Below are 14,428 nucleotides of genomic sequence, written 5' to 3'. Positions count from 1 at the left end.
GTGTGACAACAATTGTTCAGCGCCGGTTCAGCGACGGACCGGGCGCTTCTGCAGTTTGCGCTGCAGCGTGCGGCGGTGCATGCCCAGGGCGCGGGCGGTGGCGGAAATGTTGCCTTCGTGCTCGGTCAGTACGCGCTGGATGTGCTCCCACTGGAGACGGTCCACCGACATCGGGTTTTCCGGCACCAGGGTGTCAAGGTCGGCGTGCTCGGAGAGCAACGCGGCCAGCACATCATCGGCGTCCGCCGGTTTGCACAGGTAATTGCAGGCACCGCGCTTGATCGCCTCGACGGCGGTGGCAATGCTCGAGTAACCGGTGAGGATTACCACGCGCATTTCCGGGTCGAGTTCGAGCAGTTTTGGCAACAACACCAGGCCCGAATCGCCGTCCATCTTCAGATCAAGGGCGGCGTAATCCGGAATGTCGGCCTGGGCAATGGTCAAGCCTTCTTCGGCGGAACCTGCCGTGCTGACGCGAAAACCGCGACGGGCCATGGCGCGGGCCATTACGCGGGTGAAGGTTGCGTCGTCGTCTACCAGCAGCAAATGCGGCAGTTCTTCGCCTTCAACTTGGATCTCGTCACTCATGTTCGTCTCCTCGGGCGACACGGGGCAGGCGCAGCTCGGTGAGCGTGCCGCCTTCCTCATGACTGTAGAGTTTCACTGAGCCGCCGGCGCGTGTCACGCTGGCCTTGCTCAAAAACAGGCCCAGGCCGAAACCTTTGCCCTTGGTGGTAAAAAACGGTTTGCCGATTTGTTCGGCAATGGCCAATGGCACACCGGCGCCATGGTCGCGAATGCTGATGGTCAAGTCCTCGGCATTCCAGTCCAGGGTTACCTGCAAGCCTTCGGGGCAAGCGTCGGCGGCGTTGTTCAGCAAATTTAGCAGGGCCTGGGTCAGGTCCGGTGGCGGCGCCATGCGCGGCACAGTCCCCTGGCCCAGGCGCTGGAAGCGGTAACTGGCTTCCGGGCGCATCAAATGCCAGCGATTCAGGGCTTCGTCGAGCCAATCGGTGACGTCCTGCATTTCCACCGCCAGACGACGATTGGCCTCGGCGGCGCGCACCAGTTGCTGCAAGGTTTCCTTGCACAACTTGACCTGATCCTGCAAAACCTTCAGATCGTCCTGCAACATCGGGTCAGGGTGATCCTGCTGCATTTCCTTAAGCAGCACGCTCATGGTCGCCAGCGGTGTGCCCAGTTCATGGGCGGCGCCGGCAGCCTGGGTCGCGACTGCCAGCAATTGCTGATCGCGCAGGCCTTCTTCGCGACGAATGGCACGCAGTTCTTCCTGACGACGCAGCTCCTCGGCCATACGGGCGGCGAAGAACGTGATCACCGCTGCTGCCAGGGCGAAGCTCAGCCACATGCCGTAGATCTGCAGGTTCTCCCGGGCGATCGGGAACGTTTCCAACGGGTAGAACCGCGCCAGCAGCAACGTATACAGCGCCAGGGCGATACCCGACAGAATCACCGAATAGCGCCACGGCAAGGTCACGGCAGCGATGGTCAGCGGCACCAGATAATAAGAGACGAACGGGTTGGTCGAACCGCCGGAGAAGTACAACAGCGCACTGTGGATAAACAGATCACAGGCCAGTTGCAGGGCATATTCGAGCTCAGTTACCGGCCACGAGGTGCGTAGACGCACCGCCGTGAACGCGCACAGCAGCGTCGAGCAACCCAGGGTCATTGCCAGTTGCACCCACGGCAACGGCAGCAGGTCGAACCAGTAGGCCAGGCCCACGGAACCGGCCTGAGCGGCCAGCACCAGCGTGCGGATGAAAGTCAGCCGCCAGAGGTTCTGGCGAGTAGCGGAAGTGATTTGAACGGGGGCGAGCATGAGCTCTCCTGATGAGCGCTCCAGGCGGATCGCACGGAGTATAACCAAGCCACGGGCCTGAGAGGCGAAAGTGCGGCAAACGACCACATGACAGGGATGTTTGCTGCGTCTCCATGGACGTCATCGCGGGCAAGCCATTTCATTATTGGAATGCGTTCCCCTGTGGGAGCGTGGCTTGCCCACGATTGGCCGCGAAGCGGCCACCTGCTATTCATCTGTATCGAAGTTGTAACTGTGCGAACCGGCTCATTGAAGCTAGAGTCTGATGGTTTCACGCAGGTTCGGACCTTAACCCCTGCGCACCGTCCAAGGAGCTTTTCATGCACACATTGCGCCGCAGCGCCGCCCTTCTTGCCTTAAGCGTTGGCACCGTCGTCAGCCTCCCGGCCCTGGCCGTCGACGAGCTGCATTACAACCAGATCTCCCTGCGCGCCGAAGTCAGCCAGGAAGTGGCCCGCGACCTGATGATCGTGACCCTCTACACCGAAGAGCAAAACACCGACCCGGCCAAACTCGCCGCTGACGTCAGCACCACCATGAACAAAGCACTGGCCCAGGCTAAAGAAGTCAAAGACATCACCCTGCGCCAGGGCAGCCGCAACAGCTATCCGATCTACGACACCAAAGGCCAGAAAATCACCGGCTGGCGTGAACGCGCCGAACTGCGCCTGGAAAGCTCGGACTTCGCCGCTCTCTCCAAACTCACCGGCGAACTGCTCACCGACCTGAAAATGGGCGGCATGGACTTCGCCATCGCCACCCCAACCCGCAAGGCCAGCGAAGACGCCCTGCTCAAAGAAGCCGTGACCGCCTTCAAGTCCCGCGCCCAACTGGCCACCGACGCCCTGGGCGGCAAGAGCTACAAAATCGTCAACCTGAACCTCAACAGCAATGGTTATCCACAACCGTACATGCGCGGCCCGATGATGATGAAAGCTGCCGGCATGGATTCCGCGCCAGTGACCCCGGAAGTTGAAGCCGGCACCAGCCAGGTCAGCATGACGGCGGATGGGGCGATTGAAGTGTTGATGCAATGATTCGATAACCTGCACACAAAAACGGCGATCACCGATGTGATCGCCGTTTTTTTTGTGCCAGAAAACGCGGTGATTCAGGATTAAGACTGCGGATCAACCCGATCCAACGCCCGATTCACCGCCAACTCCGCCAGCATGATGATCTGTTGAATCGCCAACACCGTATTGCGCTGCGGGCCGATCAGGTTTGTTGCGAAATCGCTGGTCAGGACACTGGCCGAGGCCAATGACTCACAAGCTTGTGCCAGCAGACTTTCAGTGTCGCTGTCTGGGGAAACCAGGAACATCGTGCTGGGGCGACGAGGTTTTGCGGCGTAAGGCTTGGGCGGATCGAGGTAGTAGTCGAGCGCGCGTTTTATGGCTTCGCGGTCTTTGAGTAGCTCTTCGGCGCACAAGGCTTCGGCGATTGGGTTGGTTTTTTTAAAGTTCGAATCAGAATTATCATCGTCCATTTGCAGCTCCTAATCACAATTGGAGCCATCACTTGCCATTATGGTCGTGAGGGCTTTCGCCCTACTGATTTCAGGTTTCCACTCCTGGTCGCTGATTTCGCAGCGACAGCCAAAGACCAGAGAGCCCGCTTCCGACGGACAACCTGAAAAATGCGTGGGAAAGGTCTGAGTTCTGATACATCCGTTAAACATTCAAAAGCGGAACGCGGAGCGTCCCTGGCGGCATTCCCACGCGGGAGCGTGGGAACGATCATTCGGGTACAGAACGAAAGAGATGGGTCGGCTGTCAGGCCGCCACCAAGGGGTATGCCCGAACAGAGGGGGCCCCCTCAAAAAACGATATTTCCGCCCGCCCCGCCAACAACGCTACCCTCAGGAAAACACCGCCGCCACGCCCTCGGGGACTCCATGGAAAGAACCACCGTCAAACCATTCCTGCTCGCACTCGCCCTCGCCACAACCGCATCACTGGCACAAACCGCTCAAGCCACCACCACCCTGGTCTACTGCTCCGAAGCCAGCCCGGCCGGCTTCGACCCCAGCCAATACACCAGCGGCACCGACTTCGACGCCTCCGCCGAAACCGTCTTCAACCGCCTCACCCAATTCAAACGCGGCGGCACCGAAATCGAACCCGGCCTGGCAACAAAATGGGACGTGTCCAAGGACGGCCTCACCTACACCTTCCACCTGCGCGAAGGCGTGAAATTCCATACCACCGACTACTTCACCCCGACCCGCGACTTCAACGCCGACGACGTGTTGTTCACCTTCCAGCGCCTGCTCGACCCGCAGAATGCGTTCCGTAAAGCCTACCCCGCCGAGTCGCCATACTTCACCGACATGGGCCTGAACACCACGATCAAAAGCATCGACAGGATCGACGACCACACCGTGCGCTTCAACCTGAACAACATCGACGCCGCGTTCGTGCAAAACCTCGCCATGAGCTTCGCCTCGGTGCAGTCAGCCGAATACGCCGCCCAACTGTTGAAAGAAGGCAAAGCCGCCGACCTCAACCAGAAACCGGTTGGCACCGGCCCCTTCGTGTTCAAGCGCTATCAAAAAGACTCGCAGATCCGCTACGCCGCCAACAAGGCCTACTGGAAACCCGAGGACGTGAAGCTCGATAACCTGATTTTCTCGATCACCCCGGACGCCGCCGTGCGCTTGCAGAAGCTCAAGGCCGGCGAGTGCCAAGTCGGCGGCTACCCGCGCCCGGCAGACATTGAAGTGATGGAGAAAGATCCAAACCTGCGAGTCCTCAAGCAAGCCGGTTTCAACCTCGGCTTCCTCGCCTACAACGTAACCCATCCGCCGCTGGACCAGCTCAAGGTGCGTCAAGCCCTGGATATGGCCATCGACAAACCGGCGATCATCAAAGCGGTCTACCAGAGTGCCGGGCAACTGGCGCAAAACGCTTTGCCGCCAGCGCAATGGTCCTACGACCCGAGTATCAAAGACGCACCACACGACCCGACCAAAGCCCGAGCGCTACTGAAAGAAGCAGGGGTTGCACCCGGTACCACTATCGATTTGTGGGCCATGACCGTGCAGCGCGCCTCCAACCCCAACGCGCGGATGTCGGCACAGATGATCCAGCAGGATTGGGAGAAAGTCGGCATCAAGGCCAACATCGTCAGCTATGAGTGGGGCGAGTACATCAAGCGCGCCAAGAACGGCGAACACGACGCCATGATTTACGGCTGGACCGGCGACAACGGTGACCCGGACAACTGGCTCGGCGTGCTGTACAGCTGCGCCGCGGTGAAAGGCAGCAACTACGCCAAGTGGTGTGACCCGGCCTACGACAAGCTGGTGCAACAAGCCAAGGTGTCCACCGACAAACAGCAGCGGGTCAACCTGTACCAACAGGCACAGCAAATCCTTAAGCAACAGGTGCCGATTACACCCATTGCGAATTCGACGGTGTTTCAGCCACTGCGCAAGGAAGTCAGCGACTTCAAGATCAGCCCTTTCGGCCTTACTCCCTTCTATGGAGTGGGTATAAATAAGTAACACCAGGCGCCAACCGGGTGCACCAAACGCCCCGGTTGCCCCTTGTCGGTGCGCGATTTGCACCGTAAAAAACCTGCGCAAACGGTCAAATGCGTCAGTATTTATACATATGCGACATTAAGGTACGTTCGTGCCACTGTTTAAGGTTTGTGGCCATTCAGGATCTTGCATTGGGTATGGCCCCTGCATAAGTATCCGCAGGTCGACTCACGAGGTCGTCCTCTAATTCCAAAAATGACAACAATCATGAGGCCACCATGCTTAAACACGCGGTCATTCCGTTTTTAGTCGGCGCAAGCTTATTAGCCAGCGCACCTTTCGCCGTCGCTGCGACTAACCTGGTGTTTTGCTCCGAAGGGAGCCCGGCCGGTTTCGATCCTGGTCAGTACACCACCGGAACCGACTTCGACGCCTCTGCAGAAACCATGTTCAACCGCCTGACCCAGTTCGAACGCGGCGGCACCGCCGTTGTTCCTGGCCTGGCGACCAAGTGGGACATTTCCGATGACGGCCTGACTTACACCTTCCACCTGCGTGAAGGCGTCAAGTTCCACACCACCCCGTACTTCAAGCCAACTCGTGAGTTCAACGCCGACGACGTGCTGTTCACCTTTAATCGCATGATTAACAAGGATGACCCGTTCCGTAAGGCGTACCCGACCGAATTCCCGTACTTCACCGACATGGGGATGGACACCAACATCACCAAGATCGATAAAGTCGACGACCACACCGTCAAGTTCACCCTCAAAGAAGTTGATGCCGCGTTCATTCAGAACATGGCCATGAGTTTCGCCTCGGTCCAGTCCGCCGAGTACGCTGCCCAGTTGCTCAAGGAAGGCAAAGCCGCCGACATCAACCAGAAGCCGGTCGGTACTGGCCCGTTTGTATTCAAGAGCTACCAGAAAGACTCCAACATCCGCTACACCGGGAACAAGGACTACTGGAAGCCTGACGACGTGAAGATCGACAACCTGATCTTCGCCATCACCACCGACCCGTCGGTACGTATTCAGAAACTGAAAAAGAACGAGTGTCAGATCACCCTGTTCCCTCGTCCCGCCGATCTGAAGGCGCTGAAGGAAGACAAAACCCTGAAGGTGCCTGACCAGGCCGGTTTCAACCTGGGTTACATCGCCTATAACGTGATGGACAAGATCAAGGGCAGCGATCAGCCGAACCCGATGGCTCAGTTGAAAGTGCGTCAGGCGCTGGACATGGCCGTCAACAAGCAGCAGATCATCGACTCGGTTTACCAGGGCGCCGGCCAACTGGCCGTCAACGCCATGCCACCGACCCAGTGGTCTTACGACACCACCATCAAGGATGCGCCGTACAACCCTGAGAAAGCCAAAGAGCTGCTCAAGGAAGCGGGCATCAAGGAAGGCACCGAGATCAACCTGTGGGCGATGCCAGTGCAACGTCCTTACAACCCGAACGCCAAGCTGATGGCCGAAATGCTGCAGTCCGACTGGGCCAAGATCGGGATCAAAGCGAAGATCGTGACCTACGAGTGGGGCGAGTACATCAAGCGCTCCAAAGGCGGCGAAAACGGCGCGATGCTGATTGGCTGGAGCGGCGACAACGGTGACCCGGATAACTGGCTCAACGTGCTGTTCGGTTGCGACTCGTTGCAGGGCAACAACTTCTCCAAATGGTGCGACAAGAAGTTCGACGGCATCGTTAAAGAAGCCAAGCGCACGACCGATCAGGCCAAGCGCACTGAACTGTACAAACAGGCGCAACACGTCCTCAAAGACGCCGTTCCAATGACACCTATCGCTCACTCGACGGTGTTCCAACCCATGCGCAACAACGTGCAGGACTTCAAGATCAGCCCATTTGGCTTGAACTCCTTCTACGGCGTCAGCGTCAGCAAATAAGGTTTGGCAACGGCGACGTTATTCACGTCGCCGTTGCTTTATCTACCGAGACAGTAGGAATTAACTGACAGACAAATCCGCTGCGTACCTCAGCAGAGGTTTAGGACGCGTCGCCTTTTCCTACGAGTCTTTCAGACTCTACACATTTACTGCCAGACCCACGGTTCATACCGTCGGGATCTGACCAGTTCATGCGTGGGCTCTCGGTAATCGCTGCACGCGATGGTTTGAGATCAATGAGGCTTCAGTGCCCTGGACGGGACCAGGCTCATTGATAAAACACTAAACAAGAGGGAGCGTCATGCGCCATACCTTGGTTTTATCCGCATTGCTGGGCACCGGCCTGCTGGCCGTCACTTCCATCAGCCAGGCCGCCAATAACAGCCTGGTGTTCTGCTCCGAAGGCAGCCCCGCGGGCTTCGACACCGCGCAATACACCACGGCGACCGATAACGACGCCGCCGAGCCGCTGTACAACCGATTGGCAGAATTTGAAAAAGGTGCCACCAACGTCGTACCGGGCCTGGCAACGAGCTGGGATATTTCCGAGGACGGTCTCAAGTACACCTTTCACCTGCGCGAAGGGGTGAAATTTCACACCACCAAGTACTTCACACCGACCCGCGATTTCAACGCCGATGACGTGCTGTTCACCTTCAATCGCATGCTCGATCCGCAGCAACCCTTCCGAAAGGCTTATCCAACCGAGTTCCCGTATTTCAACGGGATGAGCCTGAACAAGAACATCGCCAAGGTCGAGAAGACCGGGCCGCTCACCGTGGTGATGACGCTCAACAACGTCGACGCCGCATTCATCCAGAACATCGCCATGAGCTTCGCCGCGATCCTTTCCGCCGAATACGCCGACCAGTTGCTGGCCTCCGGCAAGCCGAGCGATATCAACCAGAAGCCGATCGGCACCGGCCCGTTCGTGTTCAAGAGCTACCAGAAAGATTCCAACATCCGTTACAGCGGCAACAAGCAGTACTGGGACCCGAGCCGGGTCAAGCTCGACAACCTGATTTTCGCCATCAACACCGACGCCTCGGTGCGCGTGCAGAAACTCAAGGCCAACGAATGCCAGATCACCCTGCACCCGCGCCCGGCCGACGTAACCGCGCTGAAAAACGATCCGAAACTGCAACTGATCGAGAAGCCCGGCTTCAACCTTGGTTACATCGCCTATAACGTGCGGCACAAACCGTTCGATCAGCTCGAAGTGCGCCAGGCGCTGGACATGGCGGTGAACAAGCAAGGCATTCTCAACGCGGTGTATCAAGGCGCCGGGCAACTGGCACAAAACGCCATGCCACCGACCCAATGGTCCTACGACGACACCATCAAAGACACCGCCTACAACCCGGAAAAAGCCAAGGAACTGCTCAAGGCGGCCGGCGTCAAGGAAGGCACCGAGATCACCCTCTGGGCCATGCCGGTTCAGCGTCCGTACAACCCCAACGCCAAGTTGATGGCCGAAATGCTCCAGGCGGATTGGGCGAAGATCGGTCTCAAGGTCAAGATCGTCAGCTACGAATGGGGCGAGTACATCAAGCGCACCAAGAACGGCGAGCACGACATTAGCCTGATCGGCTGGACCGGTGACAACGGTGACCCGGACAACTGGCTGGGCACGCTTTACAGCTGCGATGCCATTGGCGGCAATAACTACTCCATGTGGTGTGATCCGGCTTACGACAAGCTGATCAAGCAGGCCAAGGTCGTGACCGATCGTGACCAGCGCACCGTGCTCTACAAACAGGCGCAACAGTACCTCAAGCAGCAGGTGCCGATCACGCCAGTCGCCCACTCGACGGTCAACCAGCCGTTGAGCGCCAAAGTCGAAGGATTCAAGGTGAGTCCTTTCGGTCGCAACGTGTTCTCGGGCGTCAGTATCGACCAATAACCGATTAGCCAAAACGCTGGGGGCGGATTCCGCCCTCACGCAAGCGTATTGCCGTAATTCGCCAATCCGGCCTATAGCAAACGTTTGCGATGCCTGCATGAGTTGCAAACCAAATAGCCGGATCACCAAAAAAGACCGGCATTAAAAAAAAGAAAGTAAGGAGCTTCACCCATGAAACTGAGCAGCACCGCGTTATTGGCCTTTGCCATCAGCAGCGTGACCGCCACGGCGTACGCAGAATCCCAGAGTCAGGCTTTCACCCCGGTTACGGTCAACACCAAAAGCGCTCAAGCCGAAGCAACCGGGTTTGTCGAAGGCCAGTCGATCACTGGCAGCACGCGTAACTGGTACGCCAACGAACAACTAAAACGTGGCGCCAAGTTCAGCTACAAGAAAGACGGTGTATCGACCCCGACTGATCGTCGTATCAACTGGGTTCAGGGCACCATCCTCAAGTACAACTCCGGCTTCACTGAAGGCACCGTAGGCTTCAGCACCGAAGTGGCCGCCTACAACGCCATCGCTCTGGATCGTGATCGCAAGGATCTGGCGTCCAACAACGGCGGCGCACCGGGTACCCGTCCAGGCGCGGGCAACAACCGTACCCTGACCGAAGAAGGTGGCGACGCCGTCGACCAGTGGAGCAAACTGGGCCTGGCCAACGTCAAGGCCCGTGTGTCCAACACCACCCTGACCGCTGGCCGCCAGAACTTCAGCAGCCCGATGGTCGATGTCATCGGTAACCGTGCGCTGCCTTCGAGCTTCCAAGGTGTGGCCATCCACAGCGAAGAGCTGAACAACCTGGCTTTCGACCTAGCCACCTTCGATCGCAACTCTCCGCGTACCGAAGAAAGCCAGCGTAAATTCCGTACCGAATACGCCAACGGCATCGTTGAAACCGATCACGTCTACACGGGCGGTATCACCTACACCCCATTCGCCAGCCTGACCACCAGCCTCTGGGCGACCCAGGCCGAAGACATCTGGAACCAGTACTACTTCGGCGCCAGTCATGTGCTGGGCGACAGCCAGGTCCTGAGCCTGACCACCGGCCTGAACTACTACAAAACCCAGGAAGAAGGTAAAGCCCTCATAGGCAAAATCGACAACGACACCTACTCCCTGTCGTTCGGCCTGACCCACCAGGCTCACAGCCTGACCTTCTCCTACCAGGAAGTGAACGGTAACGAGTACTTCGACTACCTGCACGAAACCAACGGCATCTACCTGGCCAACTCCTTGCTCTCGGACTTCAACGGCCCGAACGAGAAGTCCTTCCAGATTGCCTACGGTCTGAACATGGCCGAATACGGCGTGCCTGGCCTGAAATTCAACATCTACCAGGCTCGCGGCTGGGGCATCGACGGCACTCACTACACCGGCAACGGCGGCGTGGCGGACAAGGGTTACGACGGTATCCAGAGTCAGGATGGCGAACACCACTATGAATACGGCATCGGTGCTTCGTACGCCGTGCAGAGCGGTCCACTCAAGGCCACTGCTATCCGCGCAACCTACACCGCTCACCGCGCCAGCGAAAATCAGGCGGATGGCAGCCTCAACGAGTTCCGTCTCGTGACCACCATCCCGTTCAACATTTTGTAAAACGCATGCCTGCGGCTGACTCATGATGAGTCGGCCGTCCGGCTTTTCTGTTCAACCGATTGCAGAGGGCTCTAGATGAAAATGCTTCCCCTACGAGCGGCCATCGCTGCCGCGTTGCTGAGTGTCGCCGTTGGCGTCTCGGCCAAACCCTTGGTGGTCTGTACCGAAGCCAGCCCGGAAGGCTTCGATATGGTCCAGTACACGACTGCAGTCACAGGCGATGCGGTGTCCGAAACCATTTTCAATCGTCTGGTGGGCTTCAAGCCAGGCACCACTGAAGTGATTCCGGCACTGGCCGACTCCTGGGACATCAGCGAGGACGGTCTGACCTACACGTTCCACCTGCGCAAAGGCGTCAAGTTTCACACCACCGACTACTTCAAGCCGACCCGCGACATGAACGCCGACGACGTGGTCTGGAGCTTCCAGCGTCAACTGGACCCGAAACACCCATGGCACAAACTGTCGAGCGTGGGCTTCCCGTACTTTGAAAGCATGGGCTTCAAAGAACTGCTCAAAAGCGTCGAGAAGGTCGACGACAACACGGTCAAATTCACCCTGACCCGCCGTGAAGCGCCGTTCCTGGCCGACATCGCCATGGCCTTCTCATCGATCTACTCCGCCGAGTACGCCGACCAGTTGCTCAAGGCCAACAAGGCCGGCGACCTGAACAACAAGCCAATCGGCACCGGCCCGTTCGTTTTCCAGCGCTACGCCAAGGACGCTCAGGTCCGTTTCAAGGCCAATCCGGATTACTTCGGTGGCAAGCCCCCGGCTGATCCGCTCATATTCGCGATCACCATCGACAACAACGTGCGCCTGCAAAAACTGAAGGCCAACGAATGCCAGATCGCGTTGTACCCCAAACCCGATGATGTCCCTAGCATCAAGGCCGACCAGAACCTGAAGGTCGACGAACTGGCCGCAATGACCACCAGCTACACCGCGATGAATACCAGCCGCAAGTACATGAGCGATGTACGCGTACGCAAGGCGATAAACATTGCATTCGACAAGCCGACTTACGTCACTAGTTTGTACGGCGAGGGCAACGCCGTCATTGGTACCGTTCCCTATCCTCCGACCCTGCTAGGCTTCAACGACAAACTGAAAAACCCACCGCGCGACCTTGGTAAGGCCCGTGAACTTCTCAAGGAAGCGGGTGTACCGGAAGGTACCGTGCTGACTCTGTTTACCCGTAACGGCGGCGGCCCCACCAACCCTAATCCACTGCTGGGCGCACAAATGATGCAGTCGGATCTGGCACAGATCGGGATCAAGCTCGACATTCGTGTCATGGAATGGGGAGAGATGCTCAAACGTGCCAAGAATGGCGAACACGACCTGGTATCGGCAGGCTGGGCCGGCGATAACGGCGACCCGGATAACTTTCTTACGCCGAACCTGAGTTGCGACGCAGCGAAAAACGGCGAAAACTACGCCCGGTGGTGCAATAAGGAATTCCAGGACTTGATCGACAAGGCTCGCGGCGGCACTGACCCGGCTGCCAGGGCGGCGCTCTACGAACAAGCGCAGGAAGTTTTCGACAAGGACCAGCCATGGATCCCCATGGCCTATCCGAAAATGTTCACGGCAATGCGTAAAAACGTCGAGGGTTACCACCAGAGTCCTCTGACAACCAATAACTTCGCCACCACCCAGGTGAAGTAGATAAGAAACGCCCGGCTTCGCTGACCCCAGCGCTGCCGGGCACGCCTAACCGGCTGATGAGGTACCACACAAGATGTTTAGTTTTATTGCCCGCCGATTGGGGTTACTGATCCCCACGTTCTTCGGCATCACCTTGCTGACTTTCGCGTTGATTCGCATGATTCCTGGCGACCCCGTGGAAGTGATGATGGGCGAACGTCGGGTCGACCCCGAAATGCACGCTCAGGCAATGGAACGCCTTGGCCTGAACAAACCGTTGTATGCCCAATACCTGGACTACATCGGCAAGTTGGCCCACGGCGACCTTGGCGAATCCCTGCGTACCCGTGAAAGCGTCTGGACCGAGTTCAGCTCTCTATTCCCCGCGACCCTGGAACTGTCCATGGCCGCCCTGTTGTTCGCCGGCATCCTGGGCCTTCTGGCCGGGGTGATTGCGGCACTCAAGCGAGGATCCCTGTTCGACCATGGGGTGATGGGCATCTCCCTGGCGGGATACTCGATGCCGATCTTCTGGTGGGGCCTGATCCTGATCATGTTCTTCTCGGTGAGCCTGGGCTGGACCCCGGTGTCCGGGCGGATCGACCTGCTCTACGACATCGAGCCACGCACCGGTTTCATGCTGATCGATACGCTGCTGGCCGATGACGTCGGGGCGTTCTTCGATGCCCTGCATCACCTGATCCTGCCGGCCATCGTGCTCGGCACCATCCCGCTGGCGGTGATCGCGCGGATGACCCGTTCGTCGATGCTCGAAGTGCTGCGTGAAGACTACATCCGTACCGCCCGTGCCAAAGGCCTGTCGCCATCGCGCGTGGTGTTCGTTCACGGCCTGCGTAACGCACTGATTCCGGTACTGACCGTGGTCGGCCTGCAAGTCGGCACGCTGCTGGCCGGTGCGGTCCTGACCGAAACCATTTTCTCCTGGCCCGGCATCGGCAAATGGCTGATCGAAGCCATTGGCGCACGGGATTATCCCGTGGTGCAGAACGGCATCCTGTTAATCGCCTGCCTGGTGATTCTGGTCAACTTCGTGGTGGACATCCTCTACGGCTTTGCCAACCCACGCATCCGTCATCAGCGCTGAGATCAAGACCATGACCACTCTCACTACACCGGTAGCAGTCGATCAAAGCCTGCTGTATCCGTCTCCGTACAAAGAATTCTGGCACGCGTTCTCCAGGAACAAAGGCGCCGTCGCCGGCCTGATGTTCATGCTGCTGGTGATCTTCTGCGCGATCTTCGCGCCGTGGGTCGCACCGCATAACCCGAGCGAGCAATACCGTGACTTCCTGCTGACCCCGCCGTCCTGGCTGGAAGGTGGGCAAATCCAGTTCCTGCTCGGCACCGATGAACTGGGTCGCGACCTGCTGTCGCGGCTGATCAACGGTTCGCGCCTGTCCCTGCTGATCGGCTTGTCGTCGGTGGTGATGTCGCTGATTCCGGGCATCCTTTTGGGTCTGTTCGCCGGGTTCTTCCCGCGCGTGCTCGGCCCGACCATCATGCGTCTGATGGACATCATGCTGGCCCTGCCGTCCCTGCTGCTGGCGGTGGCGATTGTCGCCATCCTCGGCCCTGGCCTGATCAACACCATTATTGCCATCGCCGTGGTTTCGTTGCCGTCCTATGTTCGTCTGACCCGCGCCGCGGTGATGGGCGAACTGAACCGCGACTACGTGACCGCCGCGCGCCTGGCCGGTGCCGGTCTGCCGCGCCTGATGTTCGTCACCGTGCTGCCCAACTGCATGGCGCCGCTGATCGTTCAGGCCACCTTGAGTTTCTCCTCGGCGATTCTCGATGCCGCGGCACTGGGCTTCCTCGGCCTTGGCGTACAACCGCCAACGCCTGAGTGGGGCACCATGCTGGCTTCGGCTCGGGACTACATCGAACGCGCCTGGTGGGTGGTAAGTCTGCCTGGTTTGACCATTTTGCTCAGCGTGCTGGCAATCAACTTGATGGGCGACGGCCTGCGCGATGCGCTGGACCCGAAACTCAAGAACGCCGCCTGAGGGGATTCA

11 protein-coding genes are annotated in these 14,428 nt (G+C 58.5%); 8 read left to right on the top strand and 3 right to left on the bottom strand.

Going from position 1 to position 14,428, the window contains the following annotated elements:
- Positions 1-27: 27 nt before the first annotated feature.
- Together PSH97_RS03985 and PSH97_RS03980 are read right to left on the bottom strand one after the other, a co-directional pair.
- Positions 28-588 (bottom strand): response regulator transcription factor, encoded by a 561-nt coding sequence (locus PSH97_RS03985; protein WP_007901386.1) that lies wholly within the window; start codon positions 586-588, stop codon positions 28-30.
- On the bottom strand, positions 581-1,843 hold the full coding sequence (locus PSH97_RS03980) for an ATP-binding protein (protein ID WP_305448192.1): 1,263 nt from the start codon (positions 1,841-1,843) through the stop codon (positions 581-583). Before PSH97_RS03980 ends, PSH97_RS03985 begins: the two co-directional genes overlap by 8 nt.
- 320 nt (positions 1,844-2,163) lie before the next feature.
- Between PSH97_RS03980 and PSH97_RS03975 the strand changes: the two genes are divergently transcribed.
- Positions 2,164-2,880 (top strand): SIMPL domain-containing protein, encoded by a 717-nt coding sequence (locus PSH97_RS03975; protein WP_038978941.1) that lies wholly within the window; start codon positions 2,164-2,166, stop codon positions 2,878-2,880.
- Positions 2,881-2,960: 80 nt separating this feature from the next.
- Here the strand turns inward: PSH97_RS03975 and PSH97_RS03970 are convergent, their stop codons facing one another.
- Positions 2,961-3,332, bottom strand: coding sequence for a DUF6124 family protein (locus PSH97_RS03970; protein ID WP_305448191.1), 372 nt, complete (start codon positions 3,330-3,332; stop codon positions 2,961-2,963).
- A 408-nt stretch (positions 3,333-3,740) separates the two neighbouring features.
- Here PSH97_RS03970 and PSH97_RS03965 point away from each other — a divergent pair, with 408 nt between their 5' ends.
- From PSH97_RS03965 to PSH97_RS03935, 7 genes are all read left to right on the top strand, one after another.
- Positions 3,741-5,351 (top strand): ABC transporter substrate-binding protein, encoded by a 1,611-nt coding sequence (locus PSH97_RS03965; protein ID WP_305448190.1) that lies wholly within the window; start codon positions 3,741-3,743, stop codon positions 5,349-5,351.
- 257 nt (positions 5,352-5,608) lie between these two features.
- Complete coding sequence (locus PSH97_RS03960; protein ID WP_305448189.1) at positions 5,609-7,234, top strand: ABC transporter substrate-binding protein; 1,626 nt, start codon at positions 5,609-5,611, stop codon at positions 7,232-7,234.
- A gap of 301 nt (positions 7,235-7,535) precedes the next feature.
- The gene (locus PSH97_RS03955; protein ID WP_305448188.1) at positions 7,536-9,137 is read left to right on the top strand and encodes an ABC transporter substrate-binding protein; all 1,602 of its coding nucleotides are present in this window, start codon (positions 7,536-7,538) and stop codon (positions 9,135-9,137) included.
- A gap of 171 nt (positions 9,138-9,308) precedes the next feature.
- Positions 9,309-10,742, top strand: coding sequence for an OprD family porin (locus PSH97_RS03950; RefSeq protein ID WP_305448187.1), 1,434 nt, complete (start codon positions 9,309-9,311; stop codon positions 10,740-10,742).
- A 75-nt stretch (positions 10,743-10,817) separates the two neighbouring features.
- Positions 10,818-12,413 (top strand): ABC transporter substrate-binding protein, encoded by a 1,596-nt coding sequence (locus PSH97_RS03945; protein WP_305448186.1) that lies wholly within the window; start codon positions 10,818-10,820, stop codon positions 12,411-12,413.
- Between the two features lie 73 nt (positions 12,414-12,486).
- The gene (locus PSH97_RS03940) at positions 12,487-13,497 is read left to right on the top strand and encodes an ABC transporter permease subunit (protein ID WP_007900379.1); all 1,011 of its coding nucleotides are present in this window, start codon (positions 12,487-12,489) and stop codon (positions 13,495-13,497) included.
- 10 nt (positions 13,498-13,507) lie between these two features.
- The gene (locus tag PSH97_RS03935) at positions 13,508-14,419 is read left to right on the top strand and encodes an ABC transporter permease subunit (protein ID WP_052965615.1); all 912 of its coding nucleotides are present in this window, start codon (positions 13,508-13,510) and stop codon (positions 14,417-14,419) included.
- Positions 14,420-14,428: the final 9 nt, after the last annotated feature.

It is taken from the genome of Pseudomonas cucumis, assembly GCF_030687935.1.
In the GTDB taxonomy this organism is placed as follows: Bacteria; Pseudomonadota; Gammaproteobacteria; order Pseudomonadales; family Pseudomonadaceae; genus Aquipseudomonas; species Aquipseudomonas cucumis.
This window is presented reverse-complemented; position numbering and strand designations above follow the sequence as displayed.

Excerpts from the sequence above, each read along its gene's own strand:
- PSH97_RS03980 (WP_305448192.1), bottom strand. The coding sequence starts at position 1,843 with ATGCTCGCCCCCGTTCAAATCACTTCCGCTACTCGCCAGAACCTCTGG.
- PSH97_RS03965 (WP_305448190.1), top strand. The coding sequence starts at position 3,741 with ATGGAAAGAACCACCGTCAAACCATTCCTGCTCGCACTCGCCCTCGCC.
- PSH97_RS03970 (WP_305448191.1), bottom strand. The coding sequence starts at position 3,332 with ATGGACGATGATAATTCTGATTCGAACTTTAAAAAAACCAACCCAATC.
- PSH97_RS03940 (WP_007900379.1), top strand. The coding sequence starts at position 12,487 with ATGTTTAGTTTTATTGCCCGCCGATTGGGGTTACTGATCCCCACGTTC.
- PSH97_RS03950 (WP_305448187.1), top strand. The coding sequence starts at position 9,309 with ATGAAACTGAGCAGCACCGCGTTATTGGCCTTTGCCATCAGCAGCGTG.
- PSH97_RS03985 (WP_007901386.1), bottom strand. The coding sequence starts at position 588 with ATGAGTGACGAGATCCAAGTTGAAGGCGAAGAACTGCCGCATTTGCTG.
- PSH97_RS03975 (WP_038978941.1), top strand. The coding sequence starts at position 2,164 with ATGCACACATTGCGCCGCAGCGCCGCCCTTCTTGCCTTAAGCGTTGGC.
- PSH97_RS03960 (WP_305448189.1), top strand. The coding sequence starts at position 5,609 with ATGCTTAAACACGCGGTCATTCCGTTTTTAGTCGGCGCAAGCTTATTA.
- PSH97_RS03945 (WP_305448186.1), top strand. The coding sequence starts at position 10,818 with ATGAAAATGCTTCCCCTACGAGCGGCCATCGCTGCCGCGTTGCTGAGT.
- PSH97_RS03955 (WP_305448188.1), top strand. The coding sequence starts at position 7,536 with ATGCGCCATACCTTGGTTTTATCCGCATTGCTGGGCACCGGCCTGCTG.
- PSH97_RS03935 (WP_052965615.1), top strand. The coding sequence starts at position 13,508 with ATGACCACTCTCACTACACCGGTAGCAGTCGATCAAAGCCTGCTGTAT.